This window comes from Flavobacterium cupreum (assembly GCF_003996965.1).
Lineage (GTDB): Bacteria > Bacteroidota > Bacteroidia > Flavobacteriales > Flavobacteriaceae > Flavobacterium > Flavobacterium cupreum.
The window spans coordinates 355,840-376,775 of sequence record NZ_QWDM01000004.1; the positions used below are offsets into that span (position 1 = coordinate 355,840).

The 20,936-nt window shown below is 35.2% G+C and carries 19 protein-coding genes; 11 read left to right on the forward strand and 8 right to left on the reverse strand.

Features of this window, described 5'->3' with window-relative positions; genetic code table 11:
• Positions 1-124 precede the first annotated feature (124 nt).
• The 5 genes from D0817_RS08180 (at position 125) to rpe (ending at position 4,093) form a co-directional block, all read left to right on the forward strand.
• On the forward strand, positions 125-676 hold the full coding sequence (locus D0817_RS08180) for an RNA polymerase sigma factor (protein WP_127337903.1): 552 nt from the start codon (positions 125-127) through the stop codon (positions 674-676).
• Positions 666-1,076, forward strand: a complete 411-nt coding sequence (locus D0817_RS08185) for a hypothetical protein (protein WP_127337904.1) — start codon at positions 666-668, stop codon at positions 1,074-1,076. Before D0817_RS08180 ends, D0817_RS08185 begins: the two co-directional genes overlap by 11 nt.
• Before the next feature lie 417 nt (positions 1,077-1,493).
• Entirely contained in the window at positions 1,494-2,141 is a 648-nt protein-coding gene (locus D0817_RS08190; protein WP_127337905.1) for a hypothetical protein, read from the forward strand.
• Between the two features lie 85 nt (positions 2,142-2,226).
• Positions 2,227-3,090, forward strand: a complete 864-nt coding sequence (locus D0817_RS08195) for a sigma-70 family RNA polymerase sigma factor (protein ID WP_007804760.1) — start codon at positions 2,227-2,229, stop codon at positions 3,088-3,090.
• Positions 3,091-3,430: 340 nt separating this feature from the next.
• Entirely contained in the window at positions 3,431-4,093 is a 663-nt protein-coding gene (rpe, locus tag D0817_RS08200; protein ID WP_127337906.1) for a ribulose-phosphate 3-epimerase, read from the forward strand.
• Here the strand turns inward: rpe and D0817_RS08205 are convergent.
• A complete protein-coding gene (locus D0817_RS08205) occupies positions 4,070-4,849 on the reverse strand; it encodes a DNA/RNA non-specific endonuclease (protein ID WP_127337907.1) in 780 nt (259 codons plus the stop codon). The two genes, rpe and D0817_RS08205, sit on opposite strands and share 24 nt — an antisense overlap.
• Before the next feature lie 84 nt (positions 4,850-4,933).
• A complete protein-coding gene (locus D0817_RS08210; RefSeq protein WP_127337908.1) occupies positions 4,934-7,117 on the reverse strand; it encodes a carboxy terminal-processing peptidase in 2,184 nt (727 codons plus the stop codon).
• A 204-nt stretch (positions 7,118-7,321) separates the two neighbouring features.
• Here D0817_RS08210 and surE point away from each other — a divergent pair, with 204 nt between their 5' ends.
• The 5 genes from surE to D0817_RS08235 all read left to right on the forward strand — a co-directional run bounded on the left by surE (position 7,322) and on the right by D0817_RS08235 (position 12,134).
• A complete protein-coding gene (gene surE / locus D0817_RS08215) occupies positions 7,322-8,101 on the forward strand; it encodes a 5'/3'-nucleotidase SurE (protein WP_127337909.1) in 780 nt (259 codons plus the stop codon).
• Entirely contained in the window at positions 8,094-8,366 is a 273-nt protein-coding gene (locus tag D0817_RS08220) for a hypothetical protein (RefSeq protein WP_127337910.1), read from the forward strand. The genes surE and D0817_RS08220 overlap by 8 nt, the downstream gene beginning before the upstream one ends.
• 65 nt (positions 8,367-8,431) lie before the next feature.
• Positions 8,432-9,550, forward strand: a complete 1,119-nt coding sequence (gene lpxB / locus D0817_RS08225; RefSeq protein ID WP_127337911.1) for a lipid-A-disaccharide synthase — start codon at positions 8,432-8,434, stop codon at positions 9,548-9,550.
• Positions 9,551-9,561: 11 nt separating this feature from the next.
• Positions 9,562-10,047, forward strand: coding sequence for a C40 family peptidase (locus tag D0817_RS08230; RefSeq protein WP_127337912.1), 486 nt, complete (start codon positions 9,562-9,564; stop codon positions 10,045-10,047).
• A gap of 53 nt (positions 10,048-10,100) precedes the next feature.
• Complete coding sequence (locus tag D0817_RS08235; protein ID WP_127337913.1) at positions 10,101-12,134, forward strand: ComEC/Rec2 family competence protein; 2,034 nt, start codon at positions 10,101-10,103, stop codon at positions 12,132-12,134.
• A gap of 17 nt (positions 12,135-12,151) precedes the next feature.
• Here D0817_RS08235 and D0817_RS08240 read toward each other — a convergent pair whose 3' ends face one another.
• From D0817_RS08240 to D0817_RS08265, 6 genes are all read right to left on the reverse strand, one after another.
• The gene (locus tag D0817_RS08240) at positions 12,152-12,601 is read right to left on the reverse strand and encodes a thioredoxin domain-containing protein (protein WP_127337914.1); all 450 of its coding nucleotides are present in this window, start codon (positions 12,599-12,601) and stop codon (positions 12,152-12,154) included.
• A gap of 270 nt (positions 12,602-12,871) precedes the next feature.
• Positions 12,872-13,324: a thioredoxin domain-containing protein gene (locus tag D0817_RS08245; RefSeq protein ID WP_127337915.1), complete on the reverse strand. Its 453-nt coding sequence runs from the start codon at positions 13,322-13,324 to the stop codon at positions 12,872-12,874.
• A 220-nt stretch (positions 13,325-13,544) separates the two neighbouring features.
• Positions 13,545-14,012: a thioredoxin family protein gene (locus tag D0817_RS08250; protein ID WP_127337916.1), complete on the reverse strand. Its 468-nt coding sequence runs from the start codon at positions 14,010-14,012 to the stop codon at positions 13,545-13,547.
• A 53-nt stretch (positions 14,013-14,065) separates the two neighbouring features.
• Positions 14,066-15,550, reverse strand: coding sequence for a peptide MFS transporter (locus D0817_RS08255; protein ID WP_127337987.1), 1,485 nt, complete (start codon positions 15,548-15,550; stop codon positions 14,066-14,068).
• Between the two features lies 1 nt (position 15,551).
• Entirely contained in the window at positions 15,552-17,228 is a 1,677-nt protein-coding gene (locus D0817_RS08260) for a peptide MFS transporter (protein WP_127337917.1), read from the reverse strand.
• Between the two features lie 36 nt (positions 17,229-17,264).
• The gene (locus tag D0817_RS08265; RefSeq protein WP_127337918.1) at positions 17,265-19,436 is read right to left on the reverse strand and encodes a S9 family peptidase; all 2,172 of its coding nucleotides are present in this window, start codon (positions 19,434-19,436) and stop codon (positions 17,265-17,267) included.
• A 182-nt stretch (positions 19,437-19,618) separates the two neighbouring features.
• Here D0817_RS08265 and D0817_RS08270 point away from each other — a divergent pair, with 182 nt between their 5' ends.
• On the forward strand, positions 19,619-20,932 hold the full coding sequence (locus D0817_RS08270; protein ID WP_127337919.1) for a hydroxymethylglutaryl-CoA reductase, degradative: 1,314 nt from the start codon (positions 19,619-19,621) through the stop codon (positions 20,930-20,932).
• Positions 20,933-20,936: the final 4 nt, after the last annotated feature.

Below are 20,936 nucleotides of genomic sequence, written 5' to 3' on the forward strand. Positions count from 1 at the left end.
CAATAAAAACCCTTGTTTCTAAATTTGGAAACAAGGGTTTTTATTTATTTCGATTTCACCACGCAACCTTTTTGTTATTTTAATACTATTGATTATAAAACATAAGTTAGAATAAAAATAAAATTTGAATTTAGACCAACTCATAAAAGACTGCAGCCGCCAAAACCGAAAAGCACAAGAAGCGTTATACGACATGTATAAGAAGACTCTTTTTGTGTTAAGCCTAAAGTATTGCCCCAATGCTGCAGAGGCAGAAGACAATCTTCACGACTCTTTTATTGAAATTTTTACCAATATAAAAAAATATAAGGGAGATGGAAGTTTTGAGGGCTGGATTAAAAGAATCACCATCAACAAGGCAATCACCCGGTACAAGCAATCGTATACTCTCACTGCTATCAAAGACGATTATCCTGAGGACCATACTATCAATGAAACTGAAATTGATTTGCCTCTGGAAACTATCTTATCTTTTGTTCAGGAACTGCCCCACCAATATCGTCTGGTTTTCAATCTTTACGAACTGGACGATTACTCCCATCAGGAGATCGCAACGATGTTGTCAATATCTGAAAGTACTTCAAAATCAAACTTACACAGAGCAAAACATATTCTGAAAGAAAAAATCAAATCAAAAAGCACATTTTATTATTCTAAGCGGAAAAATGGAAAATAGAACTGAAATAGGAAAGAAAATCAAAGACAAGTTAGCTGATTTGGATAAAACTCCAAGTGAACTGGTCTGGTCAAAGATTGAAACCGATCTTAACAAAAAAAGGAACAAAAGAATATTATCCTGGATATTTCCGGGCGCAATTGCTATTGCACTTATTGCGACACTACTCTATTTTTATTCAGACTTTCAGGACAAAACTCAAAAAACAGAGAATCAGGCAAAACAAGAAACTAAACCTTCCACAGCAAAATCAAATGCTGTATCGGATCAAAAACAAAATCAGGGATCAAATCCAAAACTGCAAAAATCAGGATCGGATGTCGTTACCAGAATTAAAAAAACTAAAAGTGTAAAACTAGTTAAGGAATCGAGCAAACTCGTAACTTCTACAAATGAGTAAGAAGAATACGAAGTCGTAAAAAAATACAAAGTCATTCTTAAAAAAGAACAGGTAACCACAAAACTATTAAAGTCGGGAACCGTAAAAAAAGCGATCCGGCCAAAAGCTCAGGAAAAAAAACTACCGGTAAAAAAAAACAAAACTACAGAACCAAAGTCTAAAAAAAAGACCAAACGTCATAATACAAAAGCCAACAAAACTGTTTATAAGCCAATAGCCAACGAAATTCCTGAAAAGACAGCCAACGAAAAAGACGCTGCAACACAAACAGAAACGGAAAGCACTCCACGAATAATTGAAGCAAAAACCGATACCATTGCAAAAATTGACAGTCTCAAGGTAAAAAAAGACACGCCTCCGAAAAGAGCCTATAAAAAAACCGTTTATACTACTGAAAGCAAAGAATCAGATACGGAAGTGAGCGTATCCATTTTTTACGGTCCGGCCATTTCAGGATCCTTAAACAGTGCCTCGATGATCGATCCGTCTATGGACAACTTGGCTAAAAAACACCCAATCACTTCGCATTATGGCGTCTATGTAAAAACAATGTACGACAGAATCGGTTTTAGGGCCGGATTTTCTAAAATAAGCTTAAAGAATTCCACCCGATTAGATAAAGACGAATTAATCTTAAATTATAATAATATCGCATTAAAGTCTGAAATCAATATAAAACAAACCTTTGCCGGTTCAAATGAAGTGGACTTAGTACAAAAGCTATCCTATTATGAACTTCCAATAGAATTTGTATATGCTTTCAAAAAAGATGAAAGTAAAATCGGAATGGAAGTTTTTACGGGATGCAGCTTCTTAATTTCAGATCAAAACCGGCTGTCCTTAAAATCTGAAAAAGTTGCTATGCAAAATATCGGGGAAGCAAAAAATATTTCAGGTATCAATTTTTCATACAATTTAGGAATAGGAATCAGCTATAAACTAAATTCCGGATTTAACCTGGATATCAATCCTCTCTTCAAATATTACTTAAGTACTTTCAAAGAAAGCGGCGACGCTAAACCGTATAGTTTCTCACTTCAATCCGGACTTACCTATAAATTTTAAAAATATTTTTCAATCTGTTGTAACTTTTTCAACACTTCCTACGTATAACTATTTGTACACTTTAAAAAAATAGGGAGACAACAACATGAGACAACTTAAAATCACCAAGCAGGTAACCAATCGTGAAACTGCATCGTTAGATAAATATCTACAAGAAATCGGAAAAGTTGACCTGATTACCGCTGATGAAGAGGTAGAATTAGCACAAAGAATAAAGGCCGGTGATCAAAGAGCTTTAGAAAAATTAACAAAAGCCAACCTACGTTTCGTAGTGTCTGTGGCAAAACAATATCAAAATCAAGGATTAACGCTTCCTGATTTAATTAACGAAGGAAACTTAGGTTTAATTAAAGCCGCTCAGCGTTTTGATGAAACACGTGGTTTCAAGTTTATCTCTTACGCAGTTTGGTGGATTCGTCAATCGATCCTTCAGGCTTTGGCAGAACAATCACGTATCGTTCGTTTACCATTAAACAAAATTGGTTCTATCAATAAAATCAACAAAATGTACGCTTTATTAGAGCAATCTAACGAGCGTCCGCCTTCTGCTGAGGAAATTGCAAAAGAACTTGACATGACCGTAAATGATGTAAAAGAGTCCATGAAAAACTCTGGCCGTCACTTATCTATGGATGCACCTCTTGTTGAAGGTGAGGATTCTAACCTTTATGACGTTTTACGTTCCGGAGAATCTCCAAATCCTGACAGAGAATTAATTCACGAATCACTTCGTACTGAAATCGAGCGTTCCTTAGAAACATTAACTCCAAGAGAGGCAGATGTTGTTCGTTTGTATTTTGGTCTTGGCGATCAGCATCCAATGACATTAGAAGAAATCGGAGAAACTTTCGACTTAACCCGTGAACGTGTACGTCAGATTAAGGAAAAAGCAATCCGCAGATTAAAACATACTTCAAGAAGTAAAATCCTTAAAACTTATTTAGGATAACATATATTTGTTTCAGGTTTAAAGTTTCAAGTTGATCAAAACAACTTGAAACCTTAAACTTGAAACAATTTTAACGCAAACAACAGTTTGATTGACTGTTCGTTTTTTGATTGATGATTGAAACTCCGGCTGATTACCGGAGTTTTTTATTTTTTGTTTTTTAACCCCCAGGATCGCAAGGATTTTATCTCAGTGAAATGTTGTAACCGCAAAGTTCGCAAAGCTTTGCTGAATTTGTATCCTTAATATTTTTTAAATAAATACTTTGCGGACTTTGCGGTTAAATTTTACTGCAAATCATAAAAAATTTATCTTTGTAAAAAACAACACACACTACACAATGAAAAATACATTTATTGCTCCTTCCGTTCTTGCAGCAGATTTTGCTAATTTACAGCGCGATATCGAAATGATCAACAACAGCCAGGCTGATTGGTTTCATATTGATATTATGGATGGGGTTTTTGTTCCGAACATCTCTTTCGGAATGCCTGTTTTAGAAGCCATTTCAAAACATGCCAAAAAATATATTGATGTACATTTAATGATTATCGATCCGGATCGTTACATCAAAACTTTTGCTGATTTAGGAGCAAATGGACTAACAGTTCATTACGAAGCCTGCCCACACCTGCACAGAACATTACAGGCTATCAAAGCCGAAGGAATGAAAGCCGGAGTAGCAATGAACCCGCATACAAATATTGATCTGTTAGAAGACGTTATAAACGATATTGACGTTGTTTGTATTATGAGCGTGAATCCGGGATTTGGCGGGCAGTCTTTTATTGAAAATACCTACGGTAAAGTAAAAAAACTAAAAGCTTTGATCACACGCAAAAATGCCTCAACAATTATTGAAATTGATGGCGGTGTAACCAATAAAAACGCAAAACAACTGGTAGAAGCCGGAGCTGATGTTTTGGTTGCCGGAAGCTTTGTTTTTAAAGCCGAAAATCCCACAGCAACTATTGCAGACTTAAAAGTCATGACTGCTTTTTAAGTTTTTTAAATTCGGGAAAAAATCAATTCCTGTTGTGTTTTCGATAGTTTCAATGGGAACTACATAATCGTAAAGTGACTTATCGCTATCTTCATTTGGGACTAAAAATGCAATGGCTTTATGTTCATTTCCTGATTTAGCCAGAATGATTTTATAAAAATATTTGGGAACAGAAACTTTTTCTGTTCCTATTTTTTTATCTGAATCTTTCAAAACACCTCCTGTGACCACATAAACATCATGGTACTTTTCAGCCCAATAACGCGTTTTCTGCTCTATTCTATTCCATATTCCGCTATTAAAATCATGCTTTTGGGGAGAAATGTTTGAGGTGTAAAAAGTGTCGTTATACGCATTTATATCAAACTCCATATCGCCTGCCGGACAAAGATGGCCTTTGTCATATCCTGACTTTTTATAATTTCTCCAATCGGCAGATCCTGTTGTTACTTTTGGATCTGCAATAAAATATGGTCTTTTAAAATCGTTGTTTTTCAAGTATTCTTTTTTCAACTCATAAGCCACCCATTCGGCCTGCTCGAACTTTTCGTTATAAGAAAGTGTGTAATACTTATGATTCACAATCTGTTTCGTTGTAGATGTTGGCAGATAATCCACTGTGTACAAGGAATCAGAACTGCTTTGATTTGAAGTAAAATGAGGGTGATTTTCTACCACTCCCTCCTTGATTTCTACTTCATTTTTACAGGAAAAAAACACAAAATGCATCAAAACCAAAACAAGAAATTTTCTCATATTCTTATACTTAAATCCATAAAAAAACGCTCCGTAAATATAAACTTTCGGAGCGTTTTAATAACAAATTAATCTTCTGTAAAATTAAGATTTTACCAATTTATCTTTTTTTAATTTTGAAGAATTATTTTTAACCACTGAAGATTTAGTCTGTAAATCATCTAAAACGTTTAGGGCTTCTTCTACGTAAACATCTTTTGACAATGCCTGGTGCCATGCTTCTCTTTTCTCTTTTAAAGTAGCATCGTTTTTAATTTCAAGCTCTTCGTAAGGCAAAGATTTAAATACTAAATTATTTTTATACTCTGAAATTGGTTTGTATTTTTTACCTTCATTTTCAACCTGTTCCTGAGTTGCCTTAAAACTTGTAATATTTAAGCTATAGGTATTCTCTTTGCTTTTAATATCAATCCATTTTGCATTATCTTCGATTAATTTAAATTGAGAATTTTGTGCAATTCTGCTGGTACTTTTAGCTATGGCCTGATTGAATTTTTCATTTGAAGTCCAGGTGCTGTAATCAGCCGGATCAATTTTATCCCACGGCATTGCATTATCTATATCGCGTTCTCCCATTTTCAGGTAAGCATAACGATCCGGCATAACCACGTCACTATGAACACCTTCTAATTGAGTTGAACCTCCATTAATCCTGTAAAACTTTTGTCCTGTAATTTTCAAAGCTCCTAAATCGCCATAACTTGCATTACGAACAAACTGGTTCAGGTCAAGTACATTTTGAACCGTTCCTTTTCCGTATGTTTGTTTACTTCCGATAATAACACCACGTTTGTAATCCTGAATTGCGGCAGCTAAAATTTCCGATGCAGAAGCAGAGAAACTGTTTACCATAATTACTAACGGTCCGTCCCATTCGATTTTTTTATCTTTATCGTAAAGGACTTCTTTCTTTTTACCGGCAGATTTTACCTGAACAATTGGTCCTTCTTCGATAAATAAACCGGCAATGTCAACTACTGTTGATAAAGATCCTCCTCCATCGTCACGAACGTCAAGTACGATTCCGTTGATATCTTCTTTTTTAAGTCTTTCTACTTCAAGAGCAATGTCTTTTCCGGCATCACGGCCGTCTTTATTTTCAAAATCGATATAGAATTTAGGCAAATAAATCACGCCGTATTTTAATCCGTTTCTCTCAACAATACTGGATTTAGCGTAGGTCTCTTCTATTTCGACTACGTCTCTTATAATTGAAATAACTTTGATACTTCCGTCTACTTTTTTAACGGTAAGTTTAACCTCAGTACCTTTATGTCCTTTAATTTTCTTCACAACATCATCCAGACGCATGCCTACAACATCTACAGGCTCTTCGTTTCCTTGCGCTACTTTCAAAATTAGATCACCGGCTTCCAGTTGTTTTCCTTTCCAGGCAGGTCCGCCTGAAATCAATTCATCGATTTGTGTAAAGTCATTTTTCTTTGTCAGTCTCGCTCCGATACCTTCCAGTTTTCCACTGATATTCACATCAAAACGATCTTTTTCTTCCGGTGCAAAATAACTTGTATGCGGATCAAAACGTGTCATAATAGAATTTACGTACACAGAAAACCAGTCTTCCTTATTCAAATCCTTGATCAGGCTGAAATTATCGTCGAGGGATTTTAAAGAACTTTCACGCGTTTCTTTTTCTAAAGTTTCAAAAGATTTTGCTTTATAAGCAGGATCTGTTTTCTTTTTATCCTCTTCTAATTTTTGCTTTGTCACAAGAGAAGAAAGCGTTGAAAGTTTAATTTGCTTTCTCCATCTTTCGTTGATTTCAACAGCATTTTTAGCATAAGGCAAATGCTCGTAATCGGCATTAAAAGTCTCATCAACATTGTAGTTGAAGGGCTGGGCTAAAATAGTCTTATAACGTTTTTTGCTTTCTTCCATACGCTTCATCAACCTAGTGTAGGTAAGATTGAAAAAAGTTAAGTCTTTATTCAAAAACTGATCATCCAGCATTAACTCATATTGCTTGAATTCATCAATATCAGACTGCAGGAAGAATCTTTTTGAAGGATCCAGCGCATCTATATAGTCTTTAAAAATTCCCTTAGAAAAGTCATCGTTAATTTCCGCAGGACTATAATGTCCTTTTTCAATAACAAATGCTAGTAATTCTAACAGTGTTTTGTCTCTGTTTGGATCCGGATCAACTGTCTTATCGGCATTTATTTTAAAAGCAAATAAGGTTAACGACAAGCATAATACGGCTATAAGTATTTTATAATTTCTTTTCATAAATTTAATAATAGCATTCATCAATTTTTTAATCTAAGTTACGGTAAAAACTATGCCAGTTAAGCCAAGTTCACTATAATTTTTTGTTAAAGATATAAAAACGTTTCGCTTCCCAAAGTTAACTTTTATTTAGTTGACAAATTTTATTTTATTTGTTATTATTCTAAGAAAATCTGTCACTACATTTGCTTTTCTTATCCTTTTAACTGCCAAAATACCTGCAATATGAAACAAGAAAAACCACTTATATTAGTTACCAACGATGATGGTATTCTCGCCCCGGGAATCAGAGCTTTGATAAGTGTTATGGAAACCATTGGAGAAGTACTTGTTGTTGCACCGGACAAACCGCAAAGCGCCATGGGGCATGCCATTACCATTAACAGTACGCTCTATCTCGATAAAATCTCCGGAGAAAATGACCCTATTGCAGAATATAGCTGTTCCGGAACGCCAGTCGACTGCGTAAAACTGGCCGTTAATGAAATCCTGAAAAGAAAACCGGACCTTTGTGTCTCCGGAGTCAATCACGGTTCCAACTCCTCTATCAATGTAATTTATTCCGGAACAATGAGTGCCGCGGTTGAAGCGGGAATCGAAGGAATCCCGGCCATTGGATTTTCTTTACTGGATTATGACTGGAATGCTGATTTTGAACCTATAAAATCTTTTATAAAAAGAATCACCCTGGAAACTCTTGAGAATAAACTTCCAAAAGGAATTGTTTTAAATGTCAATTTTCCGAAATTAAAGGAAAACGAAATCAAAGGAATAAAAATATGCCGTCAGGCAAAAGCCTATTACGCCCAAAAATTCGATAAAAGACAAACACCTTTCGGCAAAGACTATTACTGGCTGACAGGAAAATTTGTAAACGAAGACAAAGGCGAAGATACTGATGAATGGGCTCTGGAAAACGGATACATTTCGGTAGTTCCTGTTCAATTTGACTTAACCGCTCACCATGCTATACAACAACTTAACACCTGGAATTTAAATGAATAAAAAAGAAATGCTCATCGGTTTTATTGTTGGAATTTTCACTTCTCTTTTAGGAAGCTATTTATTTATTACATTTTTCACTCAATTTGACATTTCAACCGGAATTCAGACCATTAGAGATCATGGTTATTTAGGAAAAATCATCACTTTGGGAACTATTTTGGACCTTGCCGTTTTTGCCATTCTTTTAAAAAAAGATAAGGAATTTATGGCTCGCGGCGTTATCTTAGCGGTCATTGTTCTGGCAATTTCTACAATGTTTATTTAAATCTTATCTTTGCCCTGCAAAAGTAGATGTGTTAAAAAAAGGAAGACATTCTCAAAAATACGAATATGAAATACTATATAATAGCCGGCGAAGCCTCCGGAGACTTACATGGTTCTAATTTAATGAAAGCACTTTATGAGGAAGATCCTCAGGCTGAAATTAGATTCTGGGGCGGCGATTTAATGCAGAAAGCGGGCGGAACTTTAGTGAAACACTATCGGGAATTGGCTTTTATGGGTTTTATTGAAGTTGTTTTCAATTTAAAGACCATTTTATCGAACATTACTTTTTGCAAAAAAGACATTACGGCGTTTAAGCCCGATGTGCTTATTTTTATTGATTATCCGGGTTTTAATATGCGTATCGCAAAATGGGCCAAAGCGCTTAATTACAAAACACATTATTATATTTCCCCGCAAATATGGGCCTGGAAAGAAAACAGGATCAAGGCTATTAAACAAGATGTCGACAAAATGTTTGTCATCTTACCTTTTGAGAAAAGTTTCTATGAAGATAAACATCATTTTCCCGTTGACTTTGTGGGACATCCTTTAATTGATGCTATTCAGAACCAGCCTCCTTTTGATGAAGCTGTTTTTAGAAAAGAAAATGATCTCAGCAAAAAACCAATTATAGCCGTTTTACCCGGAAGCCGCCAGCAGGAAATCACTAAAATGCTGAGTGTTATGCTGAGTGTTGTGGATGATTTTCACGAGTATGAATTTGTAATTGCAGGTGCCCCAAGTCAGGATTTTGAATTTTACCAGCAATTTATCACGAATAAAAACATTAAATTTATTTCCAATAAGACCTACGATTTACTCCGTTCTTCAACAGCGGCCCTAGTGACATCAGGTACGGCAACGTTGGAAACAGCTTTGTTTAAAGTTCCGGAAGTGGTTTGTTACAAAGGAAGCAACATTTCCTATCAGATTGCAAAACGTATTATTACCTTAAAATACATTTCTCTTGTCAACTTAATCATGGATCAGGAAGTGGTAACGGAATTAATTCAGAGTGAGTGCAATACCAAACGTCTTAAAGAAGAATTACAAAAATTACTGAAACCTGCTTATCGCGAAAAACTGCTCAAAAATTATGACATTCTAGAGCAGAAATTAGGTGGAATCGGTGCCAGTAAAAAGACTGCAAAACTTATTGTTGCTGATTTAAAACAACTTTAAATTTTTTTGTTTTGAAAAAATTACTCGTTTTAGCCTTATTGTCTATCATATTCGCTTCCTGCAAATCAGGTTCGGCGGCCGTAGACAGAAATGAACCGAAGCGGGCAAACAAAAATACGGTGAAACATTTAATTGATACTGCTACAGCTAATCTTGGTGTAAAATACAAAGCCGGTGGTACCACTAAAAGTGGTTATGATTGCTCGGGCTTAGTTTTTACTACTTTTCAGGCGAAAAAAATTACAATGCCCAGAAGTTCCTACGAGCAATCAAAAATTGGAAAAATAATATCTTTTGATGATGCTGAAAAAGGAGATTTAATTTTCTTCAGGACCAACAAAAGCAAACAAATCAATCACGTTGGACTCATTACGGAAAGGACAGGTGCCGAAATAAAATTTATACATTCTTCAACCTCGAAAGGCGTAATAATTTCATCAACCAAAGAACCGTATTATCAAAATTCCTTTGTTCAGATCAACAGGGTTATCGAGTAATTATTTTTCAATATAATATTATTTTTCTTACAAAATTTTAATACTTTTAGGCCATGAAAGTATTAGATTTCCCTTTGGCTAAAATTACCATCAGTTTTATATTAGGCATATTGGTTTGTTATTATTGGCAACCCACAATTTATATTACCGGCTGTATTCTGATAATTACAGGACTTTTTTTTTCTATTCTCTATTTCTTATCAGGGAAAAACAAAACACTACACCTTTTTTTCGGGATAAGCAGCTGCCTTATTTCATTTTGGTTTGGCATTATTACCTTATTACTGCATACAGATTCTTTAAAGCCATCCAATTATATCCACTATAAAAAAGCTTTCGAAGATGAACAACCTATTTCTTTTACTTTAACGGAACAATTAAAAAGCAATAGGTATAATGACAGATATGTTGCTTCTTTAAACCATATCAATGGCAGTACTTATACGGGAAAGATCATTGTAAATATTAAAAAAGAAAACACCCGCAATACACTCCTCATTGGAAATACCATTCAGACGAAAGCCATTTTGCAGCATACCACCGGACCTAAGAATCCCAATCAATTTGATTATGCTAAATATCTTTCTAATAAGAACATTTATGCTCAGCTCTACGTTTCCAGATCCGAAATAAAGGTCAGCAAAAAGATCAGAAAAGATATTTGGTTTTATGCTGCCAGGCTAAACTCACGAATAGTCCGTAATCTCGAAAAAGCACATTTCAGCAAAATTGAAATGAATGTAGCACTGGCATTGATTTTAGGGCAGCGCCAGGAAATATCATCCGACATTATCAAAGACTATCAATATTCCGGAGCAACGCATATTTTGTCTGTTTCGGGGCTTCATGTTGGTTTTATAATGCTTTTTGTTTTATTTATTTTAAAGCCAATACCCAATACAAGAAAAGGTTCGTTTCTCAAATTAGTCGCCATTTTGATTTCCTTAAGTCTTTTCGGCATTATTTCCGGACTTTCTCCGCCGGTTTTACGTTCGGTTATTATGTTCTCCTTTCTTGCAATAGGAAATCATCTGAGAAGAGGCAGCAATATTTACCATACTTTGCTGGTTTCCGTTTTGTTGATCTTATTATTCGAGCCTTACTTTTTGTTTGATGTTGGTTTTCAGTTGAGTTATATTGCCTTATTTTCTATTGTCTGGATACAGCCCTTACTGAAAGAGATCTGGAAGCCCAAAAACAAAATTTGCAATTACATCTGGGAAGCTTTAGTTGTTTCATTTGCTGCCCAGATTGGAACTTTCCCCATTTGCTTGTATTATTTTCATCAGTTTCCCTGTCTGTTTTTTGTGACTAACATTCTCATTCTTCCCATTTTATCTTTTATTATGATTACAGGAATTGTAGTAATGCTCATTTCCGTGTTTTTCAGTTGTCCCGTTTTATTAATTAAAATTTTCGAAAAAAGTATTTATATTTTAAATCGTATTACACATGGTGTAGCTTCACTGGAATCCTTCGTAATTCGGGATATTGGCTTCAATTTTTATTATTTCCTTACTTTTTATGGACTTATAATTACAACCGTCATTTGGTTAAAAAAGCCCGGTTACCCTAAATTGATTGCCATCTTTATTTCTGTGATTTTTGTCCAGCTCTCGTTTATTATGACCCGAAAAGATGTTGAAGAAAAACACGAATTCATTGTGTATCACACGAATAAAAAAACTGTTATCACAGAGAGAACCGGAACGAACATCCTTTTTTTCACCACTGAAAATTTTGAAAAGAAAGGTGCTGAAAAGTATTCCATAGATCCTGTAATTGGAAATTCCGGTTCCATAAAGTCAGTAAGCAAAATTAAAAACACCTTCTTTTTTAACAACCAAAAAATCCTGTTGATCGACAGTAGCGGTATTTACAAAAAAAACAGCTGTCCTGACATTTTGATTCTTACGCAGTCGCCAAAGATTAATTTAGATCGCATGTTACTTGAGTTAAAACCAAAAATAATAGTTGCTGATGCATCAAACTCTTATTCTATTCAAAAATACTGGAAGCTGACATGTCTAAAAAAAAGAATCCCGTATCACTCAACCGGCGAAATGGGATTCTACAAATTAAAATAGAAAATTAATATAGCGGTCTATTCAGACGGATTTAAAATCGTTTCAGATTCTGAGATCCAGCTTTTTGCGCCCTCATTTTTATAGGATAATTTTCCAAGTGCCTGAAACATTGTTTTTCCATTCCTGGTGTTAGCAAAGGCGAAACAAACTTCCGGTAATTCGACAATATTAAAAGCATTTTTTAATTTAATACTTTGCTCCCTTATCTCGCTTGAAGTCTCAGCAGATAAATCCAGCTTCACTAATATTACTTTCTTACGGGACCAGTTCTGAAATTCAATCGTATTAAAAACCTCTCTCTGGAGATTTTCAGATGCACCTGTTCCGGTAAACAAAATCAACAATGGTTTTCTTTGTTCTTTGCTCAATGCAATGGCATCAGTCACGTTTGTGGTCCAGACTACATTCTGCGCCTTTGTCAAAAAAGTAACTAAAAAAAATAGTAGGATAAGTAATTTTCTATTCATAGAATTCAGTCAATTAAGTTAACAAATAAAAACTAAATTAACATAATGAGCCTAAAAAACAATAAATATTATCACTAAAAACCAAGTAAACATGAAGTAAAATGATATTTATTATTAAAACGTTAAATATTTTATATAATTAAAAAAATAAGGGTTTTAAATAGCAATAATTCAGACACTATTTTTAAAATGTAAAAAAAATATCCCTTTTTACCGTACAGCAAAAAGGGATTCTACAAATTAAACTAAGAAACTTAATTTAAATTTTATTCATTCGCTTGGATGCAAAATAGCATCTGATTCTGAAATCCAGGATCGTGCACCTCCAGGCTTGTAAGCAATTTTTCCTAATGCACTGAAAGTCGTTTTATTTTTCCTGATGGAAGCACTTGCAAAACATACCTCCGGCAAATCTACAACACCAAAGGCATTTTTTAATCTTAGGTTTTGCTCCTTATCACTATCAGAAGCATTAATGTCTGACAAATCCAATTTTACCAGAACAACATTATCTCTGGACCAGACAGCAAAATCCGGAGTTTTAAATATTTCATTTTGAAGATTATCCGGCACGCCTGCGGCGGTGAATAAAATTAGCATTGGTTTTCTTTGTTCATTACTTATTGCAATAGCATCGGTCATATTAGTTCGCCAGACTAAATTTTGGGACTGCATTAAAAATGAACCTAAAAAAAACAACAGGGTAAGTAATTTTTTGGTCATATCGTTAGGTTTTTGGTTAGATTAGCGTAACGAAATTAACATAATATTTTAATTTTCCAACTTTTATTAATACAAAAAATACACTATTTGTTTTTTTTACTATAATTAAATATTAAACTAATAATTACACAAAACGCAAGTGGATACTTTTTCTTACTAAACAAAAAAACTCCTTACATTGCTGTAAGGAGTTTTTTAAAAATTTATAAGTGTTTAATCTTTAAGATTTATTTGGATGGACAATTCCTTCAGCAACTGCCAACCATGCAGATGGCCCTCCGGCAACATATCCTGTCTGACCAAGACCTTTAAAATTAACTTTACCGTCTTTGGCTTCAGCACTGGTAAAATAAATTGTTGGAAAACCTTGTATTCCAAAAGCTTGCTGCAATTCATTATTCTGACTTTTCAACTCCGGAGTCTGAGGCGTTCTTCTTGGATAATCCAATTCAACCAAAACAACATTCTGACTGGCCCATTTTGTAAATTCAGGTGTTTTTAAAACTTCATTTTGCAATCGGATACACCACCCACACCAGTCGCTTCCTGTAAAAAACAGCAACATTGGCTTGTTTTCTTTATTGCTGACTGTGATGGCTTCTTTAACGTCAGTATACCATTTTAATTCCTGCGCCTGTGAAGTAAAAGCACCCACTATAAACAAGGCAACCAAAAATATTTTTTTCATGATCATTTTAATTTTTTACAAATCTAAACAAAATTTGAATTGCAAAATGTCGTCTATTTTACTTCTTGCATTAATTTTCTAATAATAGGCGAAATTGCAATTAGAATAACTCCGGCAACAACCGAATAAATAGCCAGCTGATAATATCCTTCTGTATAAGACTGGAGTTTTGAAAGCAAAGTAACACCTGTGTTTGACCTGGATATTTCTGCCCCTAGTTTTCCTGCGAATAGTTGTCCAAACGCACTGGCCAGAAACCACAATCCCATCATCATACCAAATAATCTTTTTGGAGACAATTTAGTAATAATCGACATTCCGATTGGTCCTAAACAAAGTTCCCCAATAGTTGTTACCAAATAAGCAAAAGTAAATACATTTAAGGAGGCAATGCCTTCAGAATTTGCGAAGAACTTCGTGAGATAAAAAATGTAAAAAGAAGCTCCCAAAAACAAGAATCCTATTCCGAATTTAATCAAAGTATTAGGTTCAATTTTTTTCTTTCCAAGCCAGATCCACAACAGACCGATAAGCGGACTTAACACGACTACAAAGAAAGTGTTCGAACTATTATTTACAACATTCGGATCAATGGTAAAAAACAACAGCTTATTGCTTAAGTTATCTTTAGCAAAAAGAGATAATGAACCACCACTCTGCTCATAGATTGCGTTAAACAGCAAATAGAAGAATACAAATAAAAAGGCTGCAAATAATTTTTTCTGCAGTTTTACATCCCCTAACTTAATTAGTTCATATGTAAAATAAAGAACAGCAACGATACCGATTGTATACATGAAATAATCTGTATAATCTGTATTTTTCACCATTATAAAAATAAACGGCAAACTTAAAATTGATATTGCATAAACCGCTATTTCTCGAATCCTTCTCTTACCGGGCTCTAGATTTAATAATGGAGAATCTCCAATCGGACCTAAATATTTTTTGGTAAACAAAAACGTAACCAAACCTAAAAACATGACTATTGCTGCAGACAAAAAACATAATTGCCAGGAGTAATATTTTCCTAAATAAATACATAAGGCACCTCCTAAAAGACCTCCTACATTGATCCCGGCATAAAACATTCCGTAACCTGCGTCTCGTCTGTTATCATCTTCGTGATATAATTCCCCCACCATTGAAGAAACATTCGGCTTAAAAAAACCAGTTCCAATAATAGAAAATGCAATACCGTAGTAAAACAGCACCTGTGGCGAAAAGGCAATCAAAAGATTTCCAAGAATCATGACGATTCCACCGAAGAATAATGATTTTTTGAACCCTAATACTTTATCGGCAAAAATACCTCCGATAAAAGTAAAAGCATACACAAATGCCTGAATAGCGCCATATTGTAAATTAGCATGTTCATCTTTCAGTAAAAGCTGATCTACCATAAAAAATGTAAGCACTCCGCGCATTCCGTAAAAACAGAAACGTTCCCACATTTCAACAAAAAACAAATACCATAATTGCTTTGGGTAATTGCCCTTAAAATTCTGAATTTCTTCTAACGTAATTGTTTTCTCCATTTTATCTGACTCCATGCATCATTTTTTTCAAAAACGGAGTCAAAGCAAACAATACAATTGCAGCAATACCTGTAAGAACCACAAATACCATAAAGAACTCATATAGGTTATGAATTTCAAATCCTGCAAAAAAGTGGTTGTGTGCACTAATCTGATGTTGGTCCAACAGCGCGAGTTGCTCTGCGGTTGGCGTTATTTTATTGTCTAAAACTGCCTGAAGGTCAATTCCTAATTCTTTTGCTTTTTCAAATTTATCACCTGTTGCAGGCAAAATAGATCCTAAGGTTCCTCCTAAGGCATACCCTGACGCATTAGACAGGAAGAAAACCCCGTATAATAATGACGCGAAACGCTTTGGAGATAATTTACCTACCAACGATAAACCAATCGGAGACAAGCATAACTCAGCACATGTATTTAGAAAATATAATAAGATAAGCCATTTTACCAATAACAAACCGGAAGTTCCGATGTAGGATACCTGTGTCGCAATCATAAAGAAACTCACAGAAATTATAACCAGACCAACCGCCAGCTTAACCGGTGAAATTGGCTCTCTGTTATTGGCTCTAAGGGAATCCCATAAAATACTAAACGGCACAGCCATTACCACCACGAACAATCCATTGAAAATCTGAACCATGGACGGAGGCATTTGCCAGCCAAAGAAGTGTCTGTCTGTCTGATTATCTGCAATAAAAGTCAATGAAGAACCAGCCTGCTCAAAAGCAGCCCAAAAGAAAATAATAAAGAACGAAACAATATAAATTACAATAATCCTGTCTCTTTCGATTTTTGTCAACGAAGTATCCGATATAATTAATCCTGCCAATGACAATCCACTGGAGTAAATCAATGTATAAATCAAATTCTGACCTACCACATAATGAAAAAAGAATCCTAATGCTATAAATGCAATTCCGGCAATAGTGAGTGCTTTACCAGAGAAATTAGCTTTTTGAGCTTCTCCTTCTTCAAAATCTTCCGCCACATTTTTAGAAGGCAAACCTCCTAATGGTCTTCCTTCAGGAGAAACCACATATTTATTTTTAAGGAAATAGAAAAGAACTGTTCCGACAAGCATAGCTCCGGAAGCCGCCATAAATCCCCATCTGAAAGCGTGAATATCTCTAATTCCGCCTGAATCTTTGACATCTCCCAATAATGGACAAATAGACTGCCCTAAGAAAGCTCCGATATTGATTCCCATGTAGAAAATAGTAAAGGCAGTATCCAGTTTTGTTTTTTCCTGTTTAGGATACAAACTTCCCACCATACTTGAAATGTTCGGCTTAAAGAATCCGTTACCAAAAACGATAACCCCCAGACCACAGTACATGATAATTTTAGCCAAAGGCAAATTATTTTCGAATACACTACCGCTGGTAAACAATAACATTTGTCCTGTTGCCATCAATAGTCCGCCTAAAAGGATACAATTTCTGTTCCCTAAAAAACGATCGGCCACAAAACCACCCAACATTGGCGTCAGGTAACAAAGTCCAAGGAAACCTCCATAAATTAAAGACGCTTCTTCTTCCTTCATCAATAATGAATTCACAAGAAATAAAGTTAATAAAGCTCGCATTCCATAAAAGTTGAATCGCTCCCACATCTCCGTTCCAAACAATACCCAAAGTCCTTTTGGATGCCCAGTTTTTACTTGAGTTTCTCCCATATTATTCATTATTTTTAAAGGTTAATAAGATTTAGATTATAAATTTTCTTTGATAAAGTTAGTCATTTTATTATAAAGCTGAATTCTGGTTTTTCCACCATAAATTCCGTGGTCTTTATCCGGATATATCTGAGAATCAAACTGTTTATTAGCCTGAATTAAAGCTTCCATCATCTGCATCGAGTTTTGCACATGAACGTTGTCATCACCGGATCCGTGAATCAATAAAAACTTACCTTTTAACTTATCAACATGATTTATTGGAGAATTTTGGTCATAACCGCTTGCATTTTCCTGAGGCGTCTGCATGTATCTTTCTGTGTAAACACTGTCGTAAAAACGCCAGTTGGTTACCGGAGCAACCGCGATCGCCATTTTGAAAACATCATTCCCCTGAAAAATACAGTTTGAAGCCATAAAACCACCGTAACTCCATCCGAAGATTCCAATTCTTGAAGCATCAACATACGGATAAGTACCAAGTACTTTGGCAGCATCGATCTGATCTTCCACTTCGTACTTTCCTAATTGTAATTGTGTCACTTTTTTGAAATCAGCACCTTTAAAACCAGTTCCTCTTCCATCCACACAAACTACGATATACCCTTGTTGTGTAAGCGATAAAAACCAGTAATCGTCTGTATTGTTCCAGTCGTTATTTACCTGTTGAGATCCCGGACCAGAGTACTGGTACATGAAAACAGGATATTTTTTTGAAGCGTCAAAATCTTTTGGTTTTAAAATCCATGCATTAAGTTCGTTTCCTTTAGCCGTTTTCAGAACAAAGAATTCTTTAGCAGGAAGATTATACCCTTTCAATTTATCAGCAAGTGCCTGATTGTTTTCGATAACCTGAATTTCTTTTCCTGTTTTTGACTCATTTAAAGTATAAGTCGTTGGCACTAAATTACTGGAAAAGGTAGTAATGAAATATTGGAAATTTGGACTAAAAGTAGCAGCACTTGTTCCTACTTTTGAAGTTAAACGAACTTTGTTTTTTCCGTCTAAGGCGATACGATAAATGTCTCTGTTTATTGAAGCATTTTCAGTAGACTGATAGAAAATAGTTTTTGTTTTTTCGTCGAAACCATAGTACGAAGTCACTTCCCAGTTTCCTTTTGTAACCTGATTTTTTAATTTTCCTGTTTTATCATACACATAGATATGATTAAAACCGTCTTTTTCGCTTGTCCAGATAAAACTGTTATCTTTCAGGAAAGTCAAATTATCCGTTACGTCTACATACGCTTTGTCTTTTTCATTCAAAACTACTTTTGCAGCAGCCGTTGTCCCATCGACAAACAACAAATCTAAATTATCCTGGTGGCGGTTCAGAACCTGAGCCGATAAAACATTCGCATCGTTTGTCCACTGTAATCTGGCAATATAAAAATCACTGTAGTTTCCTAAATCCACTTTTTTAGCCGTATTTGCTGCAGCATCATAAATATGCAATGAAACTACTGAATTTTTTTCTCCTGCTTTCGGATATTTAAAAGTCTCAATGGTCGGGTATAAATCTTTATGAAACTTTGACATGGAGAATTCCGGAACGGCGCTTTCGTCAAAACGAATATAAGCTAATTTTTTACTGTCTTTACTCCAGTCAAATGCTCTTACAAAAGCAAACTCTTCTTCGTAAACCCAGTCCGTAATACCATTGATGACTGCATTTTTCTTACCATCGGTTGTAACAGCGGTTGCTTTTTTTGCAGCGACGTCATAAATGTATAAGTTATTTTCTCTGGCGTAAGCAATTTTGGTTCCATCAGGAGAAAAAGTCGGCTCCTGGATTTGAAAGTCAAACAGTCTGGTTAGTGACTTCGAAGTGATATCGTATAAAAAATAATCTGCGGTAAAAGAGTGGCGGAAAATTTTATTGGAGTTACAGGCAATTAAAATCTTTTTTTCTGAAGCATCGAAGGTATAACTGTCAATGCCATCTGCAAGTTCTTTATGATTTTTGGTATCAATTAAATTGGATACTTTTTTCAGCGTAGCAAAATCGTATAAGTCAATTTGCATACTCCGGCTGGCCTGATCAACATTTAATACCGTATACTGATCTGTATTTTTCAGGGACTGCAGCTCATCCATTCCCTTGGCCCGGAAAGTCCCGCTATAAATATTCTCAACAGTGATTTTTTGTTGCCCGAAAACGGTACCAACTAATAACAAAAATATTACAGTAATTTTACTTGCATTCATTAGAATTATTTTAAATATAAAAAAGAGCCCAATTTTAGTAAAAAAAATAAACATAATACACATTTCAAGTGTTAAATGTTAAAAAAAATAACGATTGCGTACTTTCCAATTTTCAAATAGATTGCAAACAAAACCCCAGAATTGGTATATTTGCGGCAACATTACTATTTAATATACTGAGAATGAACAACGCCGTTGCCGGATTTTCGAAATTATCCAAAAAAGAAAAAGTAAACTGGATTGCAGAAACCTATTTTTCAACTCCTGATGAGGCGCTTAAAATAATAGGAAATTACTGGAATTCAGACGACAAGCTCCAGCAACTGCACGATGAATTCATCGAAAATACCATTACCAATTTATATATACCACTTGGAGTTGCCCCTAATTTTTTAATTAACGGAAAGTACAAAACAATTCCAATGGCAATTGAAGAAAGTTCCGTGGTTGCAGCGGCTTCAAAATCGGCAAAATACTGGGCAACCCGCGACGGATTTAAGGCGACTGTTATTGACACGCAAAAAATTGGGCAGGTTCATTTTACTTTTAATGGTGATGTACAAAAATTACAATCCTTCTTCGATCAGATAAAACCGCTGTTTTTTTCGAATACCCAAAGCATCACTAAAAACATGCAGCAACGTGGCGGAGGAATTCTCGATATTCAGCTCAAAGACAAACGAAACCTGCTGGAACATTATTTTCAGCTTCATGCTACTTTTGAAACCAAGGATAGCATGGGGGCTAACTTTATCAACTCCTGCCTGGAGCAATTTGCTTCAACCTTAAAAGAGGAATTTCAGAATTCTGATGCGTTTGATGAAAATGAAAACATTAACGTCATTATGAGTATTCTGTCTAATTATGTACCCAACTGCATCGTTAGGGCTGAAGTTTCCTGTCCTGTTGAAGATCTAACCGAAAAACATATTGCAAATCCGCAGGATTTTGCAGAACGATTTGTACAAGCCGTTCAGATTGCCGAAGTGGAACCTTTCAGGGCAGTTACGCACAACAAGGGTATCATGAATGGCGTTGATGCAGTCGTTCTGGCAACCGGAAATGACTTCAGGGCGGTAGAGGCCGGCGTACATGCTTACGCAGCAAAAAATGGTCAGTATGCAAGTTTGTCGCATGCTAAAATCGAAAACGGAATTTTTACCTTCTGGCTTGAAATTCCACTGGCTTTAGGTACTGTCGGCGGATTAACTTCCTTACATCCTTTGGTAAAATTATGTTTAGAGATCCTTGAAAAACCTTCAGCGGAAGAATTAATGCAAATTGTTGCGGTTGCCGGACTGGCTCAGAACTTTGCCGCTTTGCGTTCACTCACCACCACCGGAATTCAGGAAGGACATATGAAAATGCACCTGAACAATATCATCAACCAATTTGAAGCCAGCGAAGAGGAGCGTCATTTAATTAAAACTCATTTTAAGAAAAATACGATTTCGCACAGTGCCGTAGTGGAATTTATTGAAAGTCTAAGAAAATAAAATA

What these genes read in the sequence shown, in the direction of transcription:
- D0817_RS08195 (WP_007804760.1), top strand. Translation starts at nt 2,227, where the DNA reads ATGAGACAACTTAAAATCACCAAGCAGGTAACCAATCGTGAAACTGCA.
- rpe (WP_127337906.1), top strand. Translation starts at nt 3,431, where the DNA reads ATGAAAAATACATTTATTGCTCCTTCCGTTCTTGCAGCAGATTTTGCT.
- D0817_RS08255 (WP_127337987.1), bottom strand. Translation starts at nt 15,550, where the DNA reads ATGGAGAAAACAATTACGTTAGAAGAAATTCAGAATTTTAAGGGCAAT.
- D0817_RS08260 (WP_127337917.1), bottom strand. Translation starts at nt 17,228, where the DNA reads ATGGGAGAAACTCAAGTAAAAACTGGGCATCCAAAAGGACTTTGGGTA.
- D0817_RS08235 (WP_127337913.1), top strand. Translation starts at nt 10,101, where the DNA reads ATGAAAGTATTAGATTTCCCTTTGGCTAAAATTACCATCAGTTTTATA.
- lpxB (WP_127337911.1), top strand. Translation starts at nt 8,432, where the DNA reads ATGAAATACTATATAATAGCCGGCGAAGCCTCCGGAGACTTACATGGT.
- D0817_RS08245 (WP_127337915.1), bottom strand. Translation starts at nt 13,324, where the DNA reads ATGACCAAAAAATTACTTACCCTGTTGTTTTTTTTAGGTTCATTTTTA.
- D0817_RS08185 (WP_127337904.1), top strand. Translation starts at nt 666, where the DNA reads ATGGAAAATAGAACTGAAATAGGAAAGAAAATCAAAGACAAGTTAGCT.
- D0817_RS08205 (WP_127337907.1), bottom strand. Translation starts at nt 4,849, where the DNA reads ATGAGAAAATTTCTTGTTTTGGTTTTGATGCATTTTGTGTTTTTTTCC.
- D0817_RS08270 (WP_127337919.1), top strand. Translation starts at nt 19,619, where the DNA reads ATGAACAACGCCGTTGCCGGATTTTCGAAATTATCCAAAAAAGAAAAA.
- D0817_RS08265 (WP_127337918.1), bottom strand. Translation starts at nt 19,436, where the DNA reads ATGAATGCAAGTAAAATTACTGTAATATTTTTGTTATTAGTTGGTACC.
- D0817_RS08240 (WP_127337914.1), bottom strand. Translation starts at nt 12,601, where the DNA reads ATGAATAGAAAATTACTTATCCTACTATTTTTTTTAGTTACTTTTTTG.
- D0817_RS08220 (WP_127337910.1), top strand. Translation starts at nt 8,094, where the DNA reads ATGAATAAAAAAGAAATGCTCATCGGTTTTATTGTTGGAATTTTCACT.
- surE (WP_127337909.1), top strand. Translation starts at nt 7,322, where the DNA reads ATGAAACAAGAAAAACCACTTATATTAGTTACCAACGATGATGGTATT.
- D0817_RS08250 (WP_127337916.1), bottom strand. Translation starts at nt 14,012, where the DNA reads ATGAAAAAAATATTTTTGGTTGCCTTGTTTATAGTGGGTGCTTTTACT.
- D0817_RS08210 (WP_127337908.1), bottom strand. Translation starts at nt 7,117, where the DNA reads ATGAATGCTATTATTAAATTTATGAAAAGAAATTATAAAATACTTATA.